Raw genomic sequence first — 17643 nt, forward strand, 5'->3', positions numbered from 1 at the left:
GCCGGATGAAGCCACGGATGGCCCATGGCGCACGGGCTTCGTGAAGTTGCTCCGTCCGCTGGTGGAAAGCCCGCTGCACGAAGGGATGGATGGGTTGTTCCCGGGTCCGTCCGCGTTTACCGATGAAGGACGCATCCCCAGCGCCGTGGAGAAGGAGCATCCCATCGTGCGTACTCCAGAGAAGGTCGTATTCGGCCACACCGTCGAAGGCCTGCTGGTGGCCCTGGAGGGGCATCTGGAAGGCCCGCTCCGGACGCGGTTGAAGGCCGTGGGGCTGGACCTGGACCAGAAGCTGGCGCCCGCCTATCCCCGGGACCAGTGGCACCAGATGTTGCTCCTGGGGGCGCAGGTGCTCTTCCCCTACCACTCCGTCGCGCAGGCGCACTGGCACCTGGGCCAGCGCTTCGTCACGGCCTACTTCGCCACCCGCATCGGCCGCGCGCTCCAGGGCGTGCTGAAGTTCCTGGGCCCCGCGCGCACGCTGGAGCGCACCACGCGCAACATGGCCTCCGGCAACAACTACCTGCACGTGGATGTGAAGCGCCTGGCCGCCACCGACTACCAGCTCCGGGTGAACGAAGGCGGCATCCACCCGGAGTTCATCGGGGCCCTGTGCCACTTCGGCACGCTGACCACCGGCGTGAAGGGACTCACCACCGTGGTGGAGGGCCGCGAGGGGCCCTCCGCGACGTACCGGATGCGCTGGTAGCGGCCCCCGCGCTCAGCCGTGGGAGATGACGAACTCCTGCGCTCCCACGCGCACCTGGAGCAGGCGCTGGATGCCCGACCCCAGCTTCCACCGGATGGCGAGCTGATCCATCCACGCGACGAACGCGGTGACGCGGAAGTCGTCGCAGGCCAGGTCATCCAGGGACGTGAACACCTGCTGCACGGCGGAGGTCGCGTCGTTCTCCGCGATGACGGCTTCCGAGTGGATGGCCTTGTTCAGCGCGATGAGCTTGTCGAGCAGGTCCCTCCAGAACACGTACACCTTCCCGTACGGCTGGCTCCCGATGTCGCCTGCGTAGCGTGAGGACTGCACGAGCACGTCCGAGAACGTGCCCGTCCCGCCGCTCTGCTCCCAGTGCGACGCGACGAAGCCGTCCGGTCCGGCATGGTTCTTCAGGTGCCAGGCCACGCTCGCCTTCGCCCGGTCGAGCGTCCAGTCCTTCGCCCCGTCCTTGAGGTACGCGTCCCAGAGCGGCGTGTAGAGCTCTTCCCGGCGCTGGAGGCTGGTGCGCACGGGCTGGCCGGCCCGGGGCATGGCGCGCGCCAGGGCTCGTGCAAAGGCGTTGCGTTCGAAGGCGGGTTCGGAGCCCAGCTTCGCCAGCAGCCGCCGGAAGCTGGGGTTGTCCACGCGCAGGTCCAGCCGCGTTTCGGTCTTCGTGCCGGCGGGCGCCGCGCGGAAGAGGCGATCCACCAGCGCTGGCGCGTCCTCCGGACGGACCGCGCCCCAGACGGTGGCCCCGTCCACCGCGCGTTGGATGAGCTCCTTCGACAGGCCGTCCTCCACCTGGCTCTGGGCGAAGAAGGAGTATTCGAACTCGTCCGCGCTGGGCGTGAGGCTGAAGCGCGGCATCTGGGCGCTGAAGTCGAGCCCCCAGCGAGAGGTCTTCCCGTACAGCACGCCCGAGCTCGTGTAGCTGCGCGCCCCCAGGAACGCGTAGCGGCGCGGGCCCTGCCGGTGGTCGCGAGACGCGTGCTGGACGACGGCCTTGAGCTTCCGCCGGTCCTCTTGCGAGGCGAAGTTGACGTCGCGCCAGCCCAGGCCCAGGCCCCAGACGCGCTGGGACTCCACGGACTTCATGTGGAAGTAGCGCCGCAGCCAGGTGTCATTCACCCGGTGCTGAATGGAGGCCAGGTCGCCGGAGACGAACGCGCCGTGCGCGCCCGCCAGCTCCTCCACGGGCACCTCCAGCTCCAGGAGCGTCGAGTCCTCGGTGCTGCGCGCGTACTCGTATTCGAAGCCGGCCTTGAGTGTTCCGCTGACCACGCTCTCGACGAAGTCCTTCAGCTCCTCGTACGCGGCCGTCACCGACGCGAGCGTGGGCTCCACCGGCTTGTGGAACCCCAGCTGCTTCAGCAGCGCGCCGGCGACCTGGAGGAGCGCGGGCGTGAGCGAGCCCTGTTCCAGGCCGTCGACGACCTTCAGTGCGTCCTGCACCTTCGCGTCCACGGCACCCAGGATGGAGGCGAGCAGCGGCGACGAGTACCCCAGCGAGACCCCCGCGGATATCTGGGCCGCCGCGGAGTCCGAGGTGGCCTTGCGGACCGACACTCGGAACGGTCCGTCCTTCGGCCGTGAGAAGACGATGCGGAACTCGTCCTGGAGCGACACGGTGCCGCCGATGGACGCGCCCACCTCCGCCTTCAGCTCGAACACCAGTTGCCCGGCCAACCGCTTCGCGAGCGCCCCCACCAGGGACGTGCTGATGGCGGACCAGGAGACCTTCACTCCGGCCTTCAGGGCCACGCGCGTCTGGAACGACAGGGCATCACCGGGTTGGAGTGCCTGCACATCTCCCAGCACGAAGGGCAGGCGCAGGGACTTCGCGTCCGAACCCAGCGCGGCCTCCAGTATCTGGGTCGCGGTGTGGTGCCGGTAGTCCGCCACCTTCACCTGGAGCGAACCTCCGCCGCTCAACTCGACGAAGGGGAAGTTCCCCTGGCCGTTGGCCTCCGCGCTCAGCTCCGCCGCGTACTTCAGCCAGCACGCGGTCCCGTCCGGGGAGAAGAGGGGCTCCACCGAGGCGCCGTCCAACTGCTTCGGAGGCACGCCGATGATGCCGTACGCGTCCTTGTCGTTCCGGTCGTTGAAGAGCTCGACGGGGACCTTGAGGGCGCCCGTGAGGGACACCTGGCCTCCCTGGATGGGGATGGCCTTGTTGCCGTTCAGCTCCGCGTGGCCCAGCGCCTGTTCGTGAGCGGCGTTGCCCAGCGCGAGCTTGAGCGTGTTCACCGCGGGAATGTGGATGCTCCAGCTCATGAGACTCCCCCACCTTGGATTGCCTGTGTCCCTGGGACCGCTGAGCAATCATTGACGTGGGGCCTGCCTGGACGCTTCTGACGGCGGGGAGGTGCGACTGTCCTCCCCGCGAAATCGTCATCACCCCGGGGATGTAGGGGTTGTTCACGAGTCGGTGTTCGGACTAACCAGGGGGCACCCAAGCCACGTCATCCCCCGAGCCGTGGCGGAGGAGCCCCTCGTGTCGAACCCCTCGGAGATCGTCTTCGGCCATACGGTCGAAGGACTGCTGTTGGCCTTGAAGGGCCGGCTGGAAGGTCCGCTGCGCGCGAAGCTGAAGGACGCCGGGCTGGACCTGGACCGGAAGCTGGAGCCCGCGTATCCGAACGCCATCTGGCAGAAGCTCCTGCAGATTGGAGCGACGGAGCTGTTTCCGAACGTGTCCATGAACGAGGCGCAGTGGCTGCTGGGCGAGCGCTTCGTCGCGGGCTACTTCGAGACGAACATGGGCCGCGCGCTGCAGGCGGTGCTGAAGCTGCTGGGCCCGGCGCGCGTCCTGGATCGCATGTCGCGCAACCTGGCCTCCGGCAGCAACTTCCTGCACGTGGACGTGGAGCGGCTGTCGGACACGGACTACCGCGTCAAGGTGAACGAGGGCGGGACCTATCCGGAGTTCATCGGCTCCATCTGCCACCACGGGATGCTGACCACCGGCGTGAAGGGGCTCACAACCGTGGTCGAGTCCCGCCAGGGCCGCGCCGCCATCTACCGCGTGCGCTGGTAGTCACGCGCCGCGTCCAGCGGGCGCCCTTGCCACCTGGGGGGCCCTGCTTGATGCTGAGGTCATGACGCAAGGGCCGCCCACGGATGACGCCTCGGATGCCCTGCGGGAGCTGGGCCGCCGGCTCTCCAGGCGGAGGAAGGAAGCCGGGCTGGAGGTGGAGGCCCTGGCCGCGCGTGCGCGGGTGTCCGCGCATCTCATCCGGACCTTCGAGCTGGGCGAGCAGGCGCTGGGGCTCAGTGCGCTGACCCGGCTGGCCTCGGCGCTGGGACTCGCGCCTACGGCCTTCTTCCACACGTCCGCGCCTGTCGAGCAGGTCCCCTTGGAGCCTGCGGCGCTGCTGAAGGGAGGCGCGGTCAGCGCTTCGCTCTCCGATGTGGATCGGGACTTCCTCCTGGATGGGCTCAGGCAGGCACGGGCCTTCAGCCTGCTTGGAGCGCTTCGGCAGATCCCCCGGTTGGCGGAGGAGTTCCATCCCGAGCCGCCCCCCGCGAAGAACGCCCACCAGGCGGGATATGCGTGCGCCCGGAGGGTCCGAGCCCTGCTGCCGGAGCGTCAGGGCCCGCTGCGCAATCTGGGCCGGCTGATGGAGAGCCACTTCGACGTCCTCGTCCTCCGCCATGCCTTCACGAATCCCGCCGTGCATGGCGTCAGCTGCCGCTCTGGCAATGCTCGCCTCATCGTCATCCATTCGGAGCTGACGCGTGAGCCGGTGCGCCGCTTCGTGCTGGCTCATGAACTGGCGCATCAGCTCCTCGACCTGTCGGAGAGCGACGTCCAGACGGACGAGGGGCGCTTGGACTCGTCGCGCTTCTGGATGGAGAACCCTCCCGCGGAGAAACGGGCGAATGCGTTCGCCGCCATGCTGCTGGCACCCGAAGAAGCGGTGACGCAGAGCCTGGGGGCCGCGAAGCCGGAGGGCTACGGCCTGAAGGAAGCCCGTGAGCTGGTCATCCGGGCTCGCACCCACTTCGGCCTCAGCTTCTCCGCCATGGCCTGGCACCTCTACAACCTCCGGTACATCCGGGAGCGGGAGACCGTGGAGGCCCTCTTGATGTCCCCGGACGAAACCGTCCTGGAGGGCTTCGAGGACGAAACGCGCTTCACCGGCATCGAGCGTCGTGCCCTGGATGCGCACGCCCACGAGTTGATCTCATCGAGCCGGGCTCGCGAGCTGCTGGGGCGCCCTGTCGAGGACCTGCTCGCTACATGAGCCGATACGTCGTCGACACCGACGTGCTGGCGAACGTCCAGCGCGCGGGGCATGCCATCACGCTGGGGGAGCTGGGGACCCTGCCCGTCGTCATCACCGACACGGTCTGGGATGAGTTGACCGTGGGCGCCTCGCTTGCCGGCGCTCCGGAGCGTCTGGTCCAGGAGGCGGAAGCGATGCTCAAGGCCATCGCGGGTGCGCCCACCGTGTTGGTGCCTCAGAGTCTGGAGGCCCGAACGCTGGTCCAGCTCCAGCTGCCGCCGGTGACAGAGGGGATGGGGGAGCACTCGGTGATTGCCTATGCCTGTCACCATCCCGACGCGACGGCGATCCTGCATGACCGACGCGCCCTTCATCGGGGCATCGAAGAACTTCGCGGACGGGTCCTCTCCCTGCACGGGTTCCTGGACGTGCTTCGTCGGGAGCACGGGCTCGCACTGAAGGCCGCACACCAGATTTCGGAGTGGTACTGCGTCCGCAACAAGCCGCAGCGCCGCCCGCTCTGGTGGTGATGCTCAGGACGGTCGCGCCGCGTCCAGCAGTCCCTGCACCGCGCCCGTCACCTCGCGGTGCACCGTGAGCAGGGACTCCCGGTCCGTCGCGTCGAATCCCGGGGTCAGGTGGGTTGTCAGTGGCTCTCCAACCCATTGGGTCATCTTCACCGGGAAGGACAGGGACAGCGGCCACAGGCCCGTGGCGCCCACGCCCAGCCACAGTGGCAGCCTTCCGGGCATCCCCACGCGCTTGCCCCACGCGTAGCCGTCGTTCAGGCCCACGTAGGCGTCGTCCATGCCGTGGCCCGCGATGGGGACGATGGGCAGCCCGTAGCGCATGGCCAGACGCAGGTAGCCCAGCCGTTCTCCCCAGTCCACGCGGTAGCGGTGCCGGAAGTCGCGGCAGCCCTCGCGCGTGCCTCCTGGCTGCACCAGGACGTGCTCGCCCTTCTTCACCGCTTCCTCCAGCAGCGGCCCGTCGCCGGTAACGAAGCCCAGCCCGTCCGCTACCTGGCGCATGCCCGGGATGCGGTCGAACGCTCCGTGCGCGATGCCATGGGGCAGGTAGCCCAGGCGGTCGTGCAGCGTCACCGTCAGCATGCACAGGTCCATCGCCAGGGGTCGGCCGTGGTAGCCCACCAGCAGCTTCGCTCCGGGTCGCAAGAGCGGCTCCAGGTTCACCACTTCGTAGCGGTGGTAGCGCTGGAGCAGGCGGAACGTCGTCAGCCACGCGGCCCGTGCCGCCGTCGCCGTGACCGTCACCCACCCACCCGGTACAGCACCGCGCCGTGCGCCACGCCCGCGCCCACGCCCACCATCAACACCCGGTCCCCCGGCTTCACCGGCCGAGTGCGCCACAGCCGATCCAACCCCGTGCCCAGCGACGCGGAGCCCACGCTGCCCACCGTGTCCACCACCGTGACGCTCTTCTCCTCCGGCACCTCCAACGCCTGGAGGATGGCCGCGAGCATGCTCCCGTTCGGCTGGTGCGTGAGCACCCACTCCACATCCGCCACCGTCAGCCCCGCGCCCTGGAGCACCGTCGACGCCGCGCGCTTCAGTGCCCCCAGCGCGACGCGGGTCATGTCTCGCGCGGGCGTAAGGAAGCGCATGCCTTCGCGCTGGCCCGTCATGTGCGGGTTCTCCAGCACGACGTCCGGCGGCAGCGTGCCGTCGTTGCCGAACGCCGCCCCCAGTACGCCTTCGCCGGGCCGGGCCTCGCCCAGCACCACCGCTGCCGCAGCGTCACCCAGCACCAGGTAGGGACGTGGGTCTTCCGGCCGCGTGGTGCGCGACAGCAGCTCCACGGACACCACACCCACCGGCCCCAACCCCGTCGCCACCGAGCGTGCCGCCAGGTCGAACGCGCTCAGGAAACCCATGCACGCGTTGCTCACGTCCATCGCATCGCACGTCCCGGACAGCCCCAGCGCCGCCGCCACCCGGCTGCCGTTGGCCGGCGTGGTGACGTCCCCGCCCATCGACGACACGAACAGGATTCGCCGGAGCGCTGTCGCCGGGAGTCCCGCCGCCTCCAGTGCGCCTCGCAGGGCCTGAGCGCCCAGGTCCGCTGCGCGCATGCCCGTCGGAGCGAAGTGCCGCGTGCGGATGCCCGTCTTGCGCTCCACCTCCGCTGCATCGCGGCCCACGCGCGCGCAGACCTCCGCGGTCGTCACCGGCGGACCCGGCAGCACGCTAGCGGTGCCGAGGATGCGGACAGGAATCACGCGGCCCTCCTTCCGCTGGCGGGGTTCCCGCGCAAGAACCCCCGCGCCTGGATGCGGACAGGAATCACGCGGCCCTCCTGCCTCCGGCCGCGCTCCGACGCCCTCGCAGCGCCTCCCAGGCCTGCTTGAACTCCAGCAGCTTCTGCTCCAGGCCCATGTCTCGAGCGGCTTCGTCCAGCACCTCGTCCACGTGCGTGAAGCGCATGGAGCCGAGCAACGGATGCTCGCGCGTGCCCACGTCGTAGCGCAGGTCCCCTCGCGCGGACTCCAGGTCGCCGCTGCGGTGCAGGAGCAGCACTCCGCTGGCCAGCAGGTCCTTCGCTCGTGCCACCGGGTTGAGCGCGGAGAGGAACAGCCCCACCGCTCCGGGCAGCAGCGGCCGTGCCGCGTGATGATGGCCCGCGGGGAAGATGTTGCTGGAGAAGATCAGGTCCGCGCCCGCGTGGAGCAGCACGTCCACCGGCACCATGCTGGTGAAGGCCCCGTCCACGTAGCGCGCGGGAGGCTGGAGCGTGGGCGCCCAGACACCCGGCGCGGATCCGCTCGCGCGCACCGCCAACGCCAGCGGTCCCTTTTCCAGCACCACGCAGCGGCCCGTGGTCAGGTCCGTCGTCACCGGCAGGAATCCCATGGGCAATTCCTCCAGCGCCAGGTCCCCCAGGTCGCCGCGCACCAGCCACTCCATGGCCTGCGTGGTGACCACGGAAGACAGTGCCGCGGCGGACAGGTGCCCGTTCCGCGCGCGGTGCTGGAGCCGGCGCAGACCGTCCAGACCTTCACGTCCGTCGCGCGCGGTGCCGCAGTAGTACGCGCCCACCAGCGAGCCCATGCTGGCGCCGCTGAGGAAGTCCACCGGCACGTCCAGCGCCGCCAGCCTCCGCAACAGGTGCGCGTGGTAGAAGCCCCACACGCCGCCGCCACTGAGCGCCAACCCCACGCGCCGGCCGGTGATGGCGCGCGCCCACCGCGACAGCGCGTCCCGCGTCCCCGCGTCCAGGCCCAACGCCGCCAGGGGCCGCGAATCCCCGGGCCGCACCACCAGTCGCTCCCAGTCCAGCCGCAGCCGGCACCCGGGCGGCGGCGCCTCCGCGTCCCATCCGTCCTCATCCGGCAGCGAGCGCCCCTGCAACATCGTGCTGCCCTGCGACCGCCACGGCGACAGCAGCACGGTGAGCAGCACCGGCGCTCCCGGCGTCCCCACTCTGTCCGTCCCTCCACCCGGCGGCACCAGCCGAACCTCGCGCGGTGTCAGCACCTCCGGCACCGGCACTCCATCCACCAGCACGCAGTCGAAGTCCTCACCTTCGGCGAGGAGCGGCGCGCCCGGAGTCACCGTGCGGCGGAACACGCGGTCGGCTCCGCGCACCGCGCCTTTCGTGCGCTTCGCCCCCGCGCGCACGAGCAGCACCCGGTCCCCGAAGTCATGGACCATCACCTTCGCCACCAGCTCCACCAACACGGACCGCATCGCGGGCGGCAGGTCCAGCCCCTGCTGCGCGCGGAACGTCACCACATCCGGCCGCGCCGCCGCGCTTCCTCCAGGGCTTCCAGGCCGAAGCACCGTCGCCACCGCCTCCAGCTCCACGCGAGGAAGGAAGAGGGCATGCGACGCGGATGCCGCCGTCACCGTGACGGGCCACGTGCCGCGCGCGAGCGCCTCCACGCCCAGTGACATCCCCGAGCGCAGGTGCAGCAGCACCGTCCCTCGCGTCGTCATCCGCCACTCGCCCGAGCGGAGGAGGTAGATGCCGTCCACCGGCTCGCCCTCGCGGCAGATGCCCTCGCCCGGCTGGGGATCCACCGGCCGGGCCCGCTCCAGCAAGCGGATCAGGGCGGACGCACGCGCGTGGCGCAGCACGGGGGCTTGCTTCAACGTGTACAGCCACCGACGCCGCTCATCGACAGTCAGAGGAGAAGGCATGCGTCGCCCAAGGATAACCAGGACGCTTCGGCGCGGGGTAGCGCGCCGGAGTGCCTGCCCGCTCTGTGCGGGTCCTTCGCGACGCGTCGTTACGCCGGCTGGGGTCGCGGTGGCTCCCCCTCAGGAGGGATGGCCGGCGGCGGCGGGTTGCTCGGACCGCGAGGTGAATTGCCGTGCTTGCGGTTTTTCAGGACCTTCGTGCGCGCGCCTTCCACCAGTGCGTAGAGCACTGGGATGAAGATGAGATTCACGAAGGTGGAGAAGAGCATTCCGCCGAAGACGGCCGTGCCCAGCGACTTGCGCGCGGAGGCGCCCGCGCCGCTGGCCAGCATCAGCGGCACCACGCCGAAGAGGAACGCGAAGGACGTCATCAGGATGGGACGCAGGCGCGTCTCCGCCGCGTTGATGGCGGACTCCACCACGCCCTGGCCCTGCGCGCGCAGCTGCTCGCCAAACTCCACGATGAGGATGGCGTTCTTCGACGCGAGGCCCACCAGCATCACCAGGCCCACCTGACAGAACACGTCGTTCACCAGCCCGCGCAGGTTCTGTAGGAGCAGTGCGCCCATCATCGCGACGGGCACCGCGAGCATGACGACGAAGGGCAGGGCGAAGCTTTCGTACTGCGCGGCCAGCACCAGGAACACGAACACGATGCCCAACGCGAAGATGACGAGCACGGTGTTGCCCGCGCTCTTCTGCTCCTGGGACAGGCCCGTCCACTCGAAGGTGAAGCCCGGCGGCAGGGCCTGCTTCGCCACCTCCTCCATGGCGTTCAAGGCCGTGCCGGTGGATGTGCCGGGGCTGCCCTGGCCGTTGATGTTGGCGGAGCGGAAGAGGTTGTAGTGGGTGATGTTCTGCGCGCTGGTGATGGGCGTCACCTTCACCAGCGCCTCCAGCGGCACCATGGCCCCGGTGTCCGCGCGCACGTAGAAGCTGCCGATGTCCTTCGGGTTGTCGCGGAAGGGCGTCGCGGCCTGCACGAACACGCGGTAGACGCGGTTGGCGAAGGTGAAGTCGTTCACGTACTGGCTGCCCAGGTACACCTGGAGCGTGGAGAACAGCGAGGACAGGGGCACGCCCATGGCCTTGGCCTTCTCCCGGTCCACGTCGATGTTGAGCTGCGGCGAGCCCGCGGTGAACGCGGAGAACACGCCGCGCAGCCGTGGGTCCTGGCCCGCCTTGCCCACCAGGGCCTGGGTGGCCTGCGCCAGCTCCTCCAGCGTGCGGCCTCCCTGCTGGTCCTCCAGCACGAACTCGAAGCCGCCCACGCTGCCCACGCCTCGGATGGCGGGCGGTTGCAGGGGCAGCACGCGCGCGCCGCCCACCTGGCCCAGCGGACCGCGCAGGCGCTCGATCAGGCCCGCGACGCTGGACTCCTTCGTCTTGCGCTCATCCCAGGGCTTCAGGTTGATGAAGAGCGAGCCGTAGTTGGCGCCCGTGCCCAACAGCGAGAAGCCGCCCACGGTGAAGATCTGCGTCACCTCCTCCTGCTGCTTGATGATGCCCTCCACCTGGATGAGGACGTTGCGCGTGTACTCCAGCGACGTGCCCTCCGGGCCCTGCACCGCGATGATGACGTAGCCCTGGTCCTCGTCCGGGATGAAGCCCGTGGGCGTGGCTCGGTAGAGCAGGCCCGTGGCCACCAGGAACACCGCGAAGATGCCCACCACGAGCCACCGTGCCTTGCCCAGCATCACGCCCAGCAGCTTCCCGTAGCCGCGCCGGAGCGCGTCCAGTCCCTCGTCGAACTTGCGCGCCAGGATGAACTTCTGGCCCTCGTTGGGGCGCAGGAGGCGCGCGCACAGCGCGGGGGACAGGGTGAGCGCCACGAGCGCGGAGAGGCTGATGGAGAACGCGATGGTGAGCGCGAACTGGCGGTAGATGGCGCCGGTGGTGCCGGGGAAGAAGGACACCGGGATGAACACCGCGGACAGCACCAGCGCGGTGGCCACCACCACGCCGGCCACCTGCTGCATGCCCCGGTGGGTGGCCTCCTTCGCGTCCACCTTCTCGTGCTCGATGACGCGCTCCACGTTCTCGATGACCACGATGGCGTCATCCACCACCAGGCCCGTGGCCAGCGTGAGGCCGAAGAGGGTCAGCGTGTTGAGCGAGAAGCCGAACGCGTTGACGAACATGAACGTGCCGACCAGTGACACCGGCAGCGTCGTCACCGCCACCAGCACGCTGCGCCAGCCGTGCAGGAAGATGAAGATGACCAGGATGACCAGGAGGATGGCTTCACCCAGCGCTTGGAGCACCTCCTCGATGGAGGCGCTCACCGCGGCCGTGGTGTCGAACGCCACCTGATAGGTGAGGCCCGGCGGGAAGTTGGTGGACAGCCGCTTGAGCTCCGCCTCCACGCCCTCGCGCACCTCCAGCGCGTTGGAGCCGGGCAACTGCGTGATGCCCAGGCCCACCGCGTCCTGGCCGTTGAAGCGCAACAGCTGCTGATAACTCTCCGCGCCCAGCTGCGCGTTGCCCACGTCGCGGATGCGCACCAGGGCGCCGTCAGCGCCGCGCTGGATGACAATGGCGCCGAACTCGTCCGCCGATGTGAGCTGGCCCTTCACCTGGAGGGACAGCTGGTACGCCTGCTCCTTGGAGGACGGGGCCTGGCCCACCTTGCCCGCGCCCACCTGGACGTTCTGTTCTTGAAGCGCGTTCACCACGTCCTGCGCGGTGAGGCCGCGGCGGGCCAGCTCCGTGGGGTCCAGCCACAGGCGCATGGCGAAGCGTCGCTCGCCGAAGATGCGCACGTCGCCCACGCCCTTCACACGCAACAGCGCGTCGCGGATGAAGACGTCCGCGTAGTTGCTGATGAACTCCGTGTCGTAGCGCTTCTCCTTGTCATAGACGCCGAAGGAGACCAGCAGCTGCGTCTGCGCCTTGCGCACGGTGACGCCCAGCGCGTTCACCTGCGCGGGCAGCTGGGGTGTGGCGGTGGCCACGCGGTTCTGCACGTCCACCGCGGCCAGGTCCACGTCGCGCGACGGGTCGAACGTGGCGGTGATGGTGGACTGGCCGTCGTTGGTGCTGGTGGAGGACATGTAACGCATGCCCTCCATGCCGTTGAGCTGGCGCTCCAGCACGGTGGTGACGGCGCTCTCCACCGTCTCCGCGGACGCGCCGGTGTACGTGGCGGTGATTTGAACCTGCGGCAGCGCCAGCTCCGGGTACTGCTCGATGGGGAGGCTGGGAATGGAGATGGCGCCCACCAGCGTGATGAGGATGGACAGCACGCTGGAGAAGACGGGGCGCTTGATGAAGAAGTCGGTGAACATGGCAGCCCCCTACTGACCCGCGTCCGAGCCGCCGCCCATGCCCTGGGCAGGGGGCAGGGGCATGCCTTCTGTCTGGCCCTGCGACTGCTGCGCGGGCTTCGGCTGGATGGGCATGCCGTCCCGCAGCTGCTGCACTCCGCTGATGATGACCTGGGTGCCCGCGTCCAGGCCCTTGAGCACCTCGTAGTCGTTGCCCTCCACCAGCCCCAGCGTCACGGGCTGGCGCTTCACCACGGTGCCGGCGTCGCCTTCCCCCACCACCATGGCGAAGGACTGGCTGCCCTGACGTGTCACGGCGGTGGTGGGCATCTTCAAGGCGTCGCGCACGTCGTAGACGAGCTGCGCGCGCACCAGCTGTCCGGCCCTCAGGCCCACGGTGTTCTCGAAGGCGGCCTGCACCTCCACCAGCTGCGTGTTGGGATTGGGTGTGGTGGCGACGAAGAAGGCGGGGGCGCGGACGATGGGCTCGCCATCCTCGTTGAGCACCTCCAGTGGCGTCTCGCCCACCTTCACCCGCGCGGCCTGGTCCACCGGCACCTGCACGGACAGCTCCAGCGCGCGGCTCTGGTCCAGGATGGTGAGCGCCGTCTGCGGCGTCACGTAGTCGCCCAGCTTCACCGGGATGTCGCCCACGACGCCGTCGAAGGGGGCGCTCACGTTGAAGAAGCCCAGTTGCACCTGCTGATTCTGGATTTGCGCTTCCGCCGCCTGGGCCTGGGCCTCGGATTGCGCCGCCTGGGCCACGGCCTGGTCGTAGTCCTGGCGGCTGACGAGTCCTTCCTTGAGGAGCTGCGCGCTGCGCTCACGCGTCCTGCGCGCGAACTCGCGGTTGGCGACGGCGGAGGCCTTCTGGGCCTGGGTGGCGCGCAAGGAGGCCTGCTCCTGACGTGGATCCACGACGAGCAGCACCTGGCCCGCCTTCACCGTCTGGCCCTGGCGAACGGGGATCTTCTGGATGTAGCCGGCGACCTGCGGGACGACGGTGATGCTGCTGCGCGAGATGAGGGTGCCCACGTATTCGCGGGTGTCGCGCACCGGGCCGGGCTTCACCGCCATCACCTGGACGGGCGTGGGCTTGCCGCCGCCCTGGCTCTGGCTGCCCGCCTGGGGGCCGCCTCCGGGCGCGGCCTGACCGGGGTCCTTGCCGCCGCTGCACCCGCCCGCCGTCAGCGCGAGCACGAGTCCCCACGCGCCCCAACCGCCCCTCACCAATCGCATGCCGCCTCCGACAGGAATGCATCCACCACGGCCTGGCGGTACTGGAAGTCGCGGATGACGAGCTCCAGTTCGGCCTGCCGCAGGGCCCCGGCCGCGTCCACCAGCTCGAGGCTCGTTCCGGTGCCCACCTCGAAGCTGCGGCGGGTGAGCCGGTCATTCTCTTCCGCGAGTTTCCGCTGGCGGTCCGCCAGGTCGCGCGTCTCCTGGGTCACCTGCACGGCGCGCTTCGCCTGAGTCACTTCGATGACGATGTTGCGCTCGCGGCCGGTGACCTCCGCGCGGGCCTGTTCCAACTGGCCGCGGGCCTGGCGCAGGCGGCCCTCGCGCGCGCCGCCATCCCAGAAGGGCAGCACCAGGCTGGCGCCGACGTTCCAGATGGGCACCTCCGCGAAGCCCGGGTTGACGGTGAGCGCGGTGGTGCTGCTGGTGAGGTCCAGGGTGGGCGCGTACTGGCGATACACCTCGCCGATGGCGCGCTCGGCCACCACCTGGCGCGAGCGGGCGGCGGCGATGTCCGGGCGGTTCTCCAGCTCCTCCAGCGTGCGGCAGGTGGCCTTCGCGCCTTGGAGCAGCGTGGTCAGCTCCAGGCCCGGCTTGAGGCCCACGGCGGACGGGGTGCCCAGGGCCAGGCCCAGGGACTCGCGCGCCTTGCGCAGGTCCTCGTCGCCGGTGACGACGTTGCGGCGGGCGATTTGCGCGTCCTGCTCTACGCGGACGACGTCCAGTCGGGTGCCCGCGCCCAGCTCGAAGCGGCGCTGCGCCAGGGCCAGCCGCTCCAGCGAGGTGCGCAGGTTGACGCGGTTGACCTCCGCCAGGCGCTCCGTGGAGGACACGGAGACGAGCGCCTGCGCGAGGCCGCGGGTGAGCTGCCGGCGCGTCTCCGCGAGCGACAGGTTGGCGGTGCGCCGCGACTCCTTGGCGCTGCCCAGGGCGTAGAGGCTGGCCAGGTCCACCACGGGCACGTTGGCGGTGAGGGTGCCCACGCCCAGCAACTCCGTGGGCGTGAAGCCCCCGCCGCCCGTCACCGCGCCGCCCGTGCCGCCGCCGAAGGCGACGATGCCCGGGTTGAGGACGTTGTATTGGGCGATCAGGTTGCCGGAGACGGAGGGCAGCAGGTTGGCGAGCGCGATGCGCCACGTACCCGCGGCGACTTCAATCTGGCCCAGCGCTGCCTGGAGGTCAGGGGAGCGCTGGCGCAGGAGCGTGAGCGCTTCGTTCCAGGACTGGAGTTGGAGGGGCGCGGCGGGCGCGGGCGTGAGCAACGGATCCGACACGTTCGCCTGGAACGGCGGTGGCACTTCGGGGACGTCGTCCGGGTTCTGGGACGCGGGCGTGCGGGTCCGGTCGGGCTGCCGCGCGGGAGTCCGTGCGTTTGGCGCGGCCGGTGTCCGCGCGGGTGTGTTCGGAGCCGGGGCACTCGGCGCGGCCGGAGGCTGCTCGGGAAGATTCAGGACCGGGGCGTTCGGCGCCTGGGTGTTCGGTGTCGCGACGGAAGGCGTGGGCGGCGGGGGCGCGGGTGGAGCGCGCTGCGGTGGCGCGGTGTATTGCGCGAGGACGGGACGGAGGGGTCCGGAGCCGTGCTGTGCTGGCGCCTCACCGGGGATTCCGGTGGGAACCAGCAGGGCTGCGAACACGAGCGCGTTCATAAAGGGATGCTCCCCAGGTAGGGGCGAAGCCAGCCCCCGGCCACGGTTCGCGCCCCCCGGCGCTCCAGTGGACAACACAGCAGGGCGAGGAAGTGCTCAGCAATCGATGAACAGACCTCGGGCCATGAGCGGGAGGTCTGGGATTGCCCTTACGGACGCAAGGGCAGTCAAGGTGGAGGGGCTCGTGGAGACATGGCGCGTCCTGACGCTGGCTGGGGCAAGTGAAGAGCCAACGTGCGTCGCGAGCGCCGAGCGGGCGTCTGTCTTCAAGGGAGGGCGGGCGTTCAGCACACCACTGCGGTCACGGCGGCCGGAGCATGGACCGTGGCACGATCCAGTGGAGTGAGCGTTTGATTATGTGGTATTCTGGTTTAATGCCATTTTGCGGGAGATTGGTCCTGTGGGCTGCTGCGACAGGGCTCTGGTTCGTGTCCTGCGTGGGAGCCAGCCCCGTTCTGGTCGAGGATCGCGACTACGGACTCGTGAATGGTGCCGTATGGGTGCGAGGCCCCTGGGCTGCCATCCAACCCTCCGCCGACATCGATGCGGTCATTGATCAGCTCTGCCCGGCTGTCATGGAGCTGCCGCGTGCCCAGGGGCGTGAGTATGGACAGGAATACTGCGGCGTCCTCTACTCCGTGGGAGACGGTGCCTACTCGGCGAGCATGCCATCTCCGCTTGGACCTCTTCTGAAAGCGACTCCTGAGCAACAGAAGAGCTGTAAGCAGCCGAACTTTGTTCGGGACTCACGAGGCGCGGTGAAAATCCAGGCGGACTACCACAGCCACCCCTGGGCCAACTCGCGCATGTCCAGGCCGGACCGGGCCGAGGCGCGTCAGCGTTACTCCATCCGGCTCCAGTTCGACACGGCCTGCCGGGTGATGAAGCTGGTCCCGTATATCGGTGAAGCCAGACCCGGAGAAGTCTATGAACGGCGCGGGAAAAGCTGGGCGCTCATCGGTATCGTCAAGCCAGAGCACAAAGCCACAGGTCTGATGACCGCCGTTACGGAGTGACACCCACGCTCATGCACCTCCTAAGACCAGCATCCGGTGGACGTAAGGGTCTCCCGAAATCAGGATGGCTCCTGGCCCTGTGCCTGCTCCCCGCGTGTGCGCTCTTCGCGCGCTCGTCGCGCCCTCCGCATGCTCCATTGGAAGAGGCGGCCCGCGTCCAGTTCCCACTGGACCTGCCCGAAGATGCGCAGACGCTGGCGGGCGGCATGGTGACAGCCATGCAACTGGCTCTGGATGATTTCCGGCCTCTGGACCTGAAGCCCCACGAAGGGGCCACAGAGGAGGAGCGCTGTCTCTATCAGCGCGAGTCCTACGACGTCAGCGCGGCACCTGGCCCGGAGGGCGTGACCTTCGTGCAGATCACGCTCAAGCCTCAGCTCTGCGAGAAGCAGGGAGCCATCATGGACATGGGAGCGACCTATGCCGTGGACGTGAAGGGACGACGCATCCTCGCCGTGCAGCACTGAGGCGGTCCAGGTACGGGTGCCGCTGCAAGGGATGACAGTCAGGCCAGGAGGGCCTCTGTCACTCGTAGAACTTGCCCGCGAACAGGATGCTCGCGCACCGGTGCCAGGGATTGGGCGAGCGGTCTCGGTCCTGGGTGTCCTCGCCCCAGGAGGCGCCTCGTTCGAGGAACGCCCCGATGGTGCCGTTCTCCCAGCCGAGGGGGCTCGGTGCGTGCGGAGCAGGAGGCCGACGGGCAGCCTCCGCGCGGTCCTCCTCGAAGTCCTCGCTCATCGCCTGGATGAAGCGCAGGAAGGACGCCTCGTCCGTGACCTCTTCCAGGAGTTGGTGCAGGTCATGGGCCATGACGTTCTCCGGTTCCCGCATCCAGGCCGGGCGTCTGGATGAACGGCAGGGGCACGGAGCCATCGGGTGGATCGAAGGACCGGCCGACCTCCGAAGTGGGAACCAGGATGCCGGGCCCTGCATCCGTGGGCGCCATCGATTCATCCGGCTCGCCATCCCGAAGGCGGCGGAGGATCCGGCCATCGCTCCCGACCGCGTACTGCGCGCCCGAATGCAGCGCGGGAACAGTCAGTCCACAGGCCCGGGGATCCTCATCGATCCGGACGAAGAGGATGCCTTGCCGCTGCATGACCCTGTACCGGTGTGACTCGCGCCGGTCGACGCAGGGCGTGTTGGCATCTTGTGGGCCCAGGAAATCGGCGGCGGCGACGTCGAGCGCATACAGGACGGTGCCGCTCAGTTCGACCGCGCCTCTCTCCGCGCTCGCTTCCACGGCAGGCTGCTCGAAGAACCGTGGGAACTCGATGGACGTGTCATTCGTCCACGCATCACGCGTGGGCGTGGACCGCAGGCAGCCCGCCAGGAGCAACGCCGCCGGAAACGCGCGCCACGCCACATTCATGCT

General features: G+C 69.4%; 15 protein-coding genes. 6 read left to right on the forward strand and 9 right to left on the reverse strand.

Annotated features, from left to right (window positions below; genetic code table 11):
• Positions 1-40: 40 nt before the first annotated feature.
• Entirely contained in the window at positions 41-709 is a 669-nt protein-coding gene (locus D7Y04_RS00215) for a DUF2378 family protein (RefSeq protein WP_233601194.1), read from the forward strand.
• A 12-nt stretch (positions 710-721) separates the two neighbouring features.
• Here the strand turns inward: D7Y04_RS00215 and D7Y04_RS00220 are convergent, their stop codons facing one another.
• Complete coding sequence (locus D7Y04_RS00220; protein WP_121757959.1) at positions 722-2986, reverse strand: hypothetical protein; 2265 nt, start codon at positions 2984-2986, stop codon at positions 722-724.
• Between the two features lie 220 nt (positions 2987-3206).
• Here D7Y04_RS00220 and D7Y04_RS00225 point away from each other — a divergent pair, with 220 nt between their 5' ends.
• The 3 genes from D7Y04_RS00225 to D7Y04_RS00235 all read left to right on the forward strand — a co-directional run bounded on the left by D7Y04_RS00225 (position 3207) and on the right by D7Y04_RS00235 (position 5471).
• Positions 3207-3749, forward strand: coding sequence for a DUF2378 family protein (locus D7Y04_RS00225; protein WP_121759217.1), 543 nt, complete (start codon positions 3207-3209; stop codon positions 3747-3749).
• Positions 3750-3810: 61 nt separating this feature from the next.
• On the forward strand, positions 3811-4959 hold the full coding sequence (locus D7Y04_RS00230; protein ID WP_120594327.1) for an ImmA/IrrE family metallo-endopeptidase: 1149 nt from the start codon (positions 3811-3813) through the stop codon (positions 4957-4959).
• Positions 4956-5471 (forward strand): hypothetical protein, encoded by a 516-nt coding sequence (locus tag D7Y04_RS00235; RefSeq protein WP_120594326.1) that lies wholly within the window; start codon positions 4956-4958, stop codon positions 5469-5471. The genes D7Y04_RS00230 and D7Y04_RS00235 overlap by 4 nt, the downstream gene beginning before the upstream one ends.
• 3 nt (positions 5472-5474) lie before the next feature.
• On the opposite strand, the gene D7Y04_RS00240 is transcribed toward D7Y04_RS00235, so the two are convergent.
• The 6 genes from D7Y04_RS00240 to D7Y04_RS00265 all read right to left on the reverse strand — a co-directional run bounded on the left by D7Y04_RS00240 (position 5475) and on the right by D7Y04_RS00265 (position 14904).
• Positions 5475-6215 carry a lysophospholipid acyltransferase family protein gene (locus D7Y04_RS00240; protein WP_121757960.1) on the reverse strand — a complete coding sequence of 247 codons (741 nt, stop codon included), beginning with the start codon at positions 6213-6215 and terminating at the stop codon, positions 5475-5477.
• Positions 6212-7180, reverse strand: a complete 969-nt coding sequence (locus tag D7Y04_RS00245; protein ID WP_120594324.1) for a 3-oxoacyl-ACP synthase III family protein — start codon at positions 7178-7180, stop codon at positions 6212-6214. Before D7Y04_RS00245 ends, D7Y04_RS00240 begins: the two co-directional genes overlap by 4 nt.
• A 64-nt stretch (positions 7181-7244) precedes the next feature.
• Positions 7245-9101 carry a cyclic nucleotide-binding and patatin-like phospholipase domain-containing protein gene (locus D7Y04_RS00250; RefSeq protein ID WP_120594323.1) on the reverse strand — a complete coding sequence of 619 codons (1857 nt, stop codon included), beginning with the start codon at positions 9099-9101 and terminating at the stop codon, positions 7245-7247.
• 89 nt (positions 9102-9190) lie between these two features.
• A complete protein-coding gene (locus D7Y04_RS00255) occupies positions 9191-12388 on the reverse strand; it encodes an efflux RND transporter permease subunit (protein WP_121757961.1) in 3198 nt (1065 codons plus the stop codon).
• Positions 12389-12397: 9 nt separating this feature from the next.
• Positions 12398-13606 carry an efflux RND transporter periplasmic adaptor subunit gene (locus D7Y04_RS00260; protein WP_121757962.1) on the reverse strand — a complete coding sequence of 403 codons (1209 nt, stop codon included), beginning with the start codon at positions 13604-13606 and terminating at the stop codon, positions 12398-12400.
• The gene (locus D7Y04_RS00265) at positions 13594-14904 is read right to left on the reverse strand and encodes a TolC family protein (protein ID WP_120594320.1); all 1311 of its coding nucleotides are present in this window, start codon (positions 14902-14904) and stop codon (positions 13594-13596) included. Before D7Y04_RS00265 ends, D7Y04_RS00260 begins: the two co-directional genes overlap by 13 nt.
• A gap of 665 nt (positions 14905-15569) precedes the next feature.
• On the opposite strand from D7Y04_RS00265, the gene D7Y04_RS00270 reads away from it, so the two are divergent.
• Positions 15570-16268, forward strand: a complete 699-nt coding sequence (locus tag D7Y04_RS00270) for a hypothetical protein (protein WP_233601195.1) — start codon at positions 15570-15572, stop codon at positions 16266-16268.
• 218 nt (positions 16269-16486) lie between these two features.
• Positions 16487-16735, forward strand: a complete 249-nt coding sequence (locus D7Y04_RS46680; RefSeq protein ID WP_366934479.1) for a hypothetical protein — start codon at positions 16487-16489, stop codon at positions 16733-16735.
• Positions 16736-16793: 58 nt separating this feature from the next.
• Here the strand turns inward: D7Y04_RS46680 and D7Y04_RS00280 are convergent, their stop codons facing one another.
• Together D7Y04_RS00280 and D7Y04_RS00285 are read right to left on the reverse strand one after the other, a co-directional pair.
• On the reverse strand, positions 16794-17078 hold the full coding sequence (locus D7Y04_RS00280; RefSeq protein WP_120594318.1) for a hypothetical protein: 285 nt from the start codon (positions 17076-17078) through the stop codon (positions 16794-16796).
• The gene (locus tag D7Y04_RS00285; RefSeq protein ID WP_158627434.1) at positions 17068-17634 is read right to left on the reverse strand and encodes a hypothetical protein; all 567 of its coding nucleotides are present in this window, start codon (positions 17632-17634) and stop codon (positions 17068-17070) included. The genes D7Y04_RS00280 and D7Y04_RS00285 overlap by 11 nt, the downstream gene beginning before the upstream one ends.
• Positions 17635-17643: the final 9 nt, after the last annotated feature.

The organism is Corallococcus sp. AB038B (assembly GCF_003668955.1).
In the GTDB taxonomy this organism is placed as follows: Bacteria; Myxococcota; Myxococcia; order Myxococcales; family Myxococcaceae; genus Corallococcus; species Corallococcus exiguus.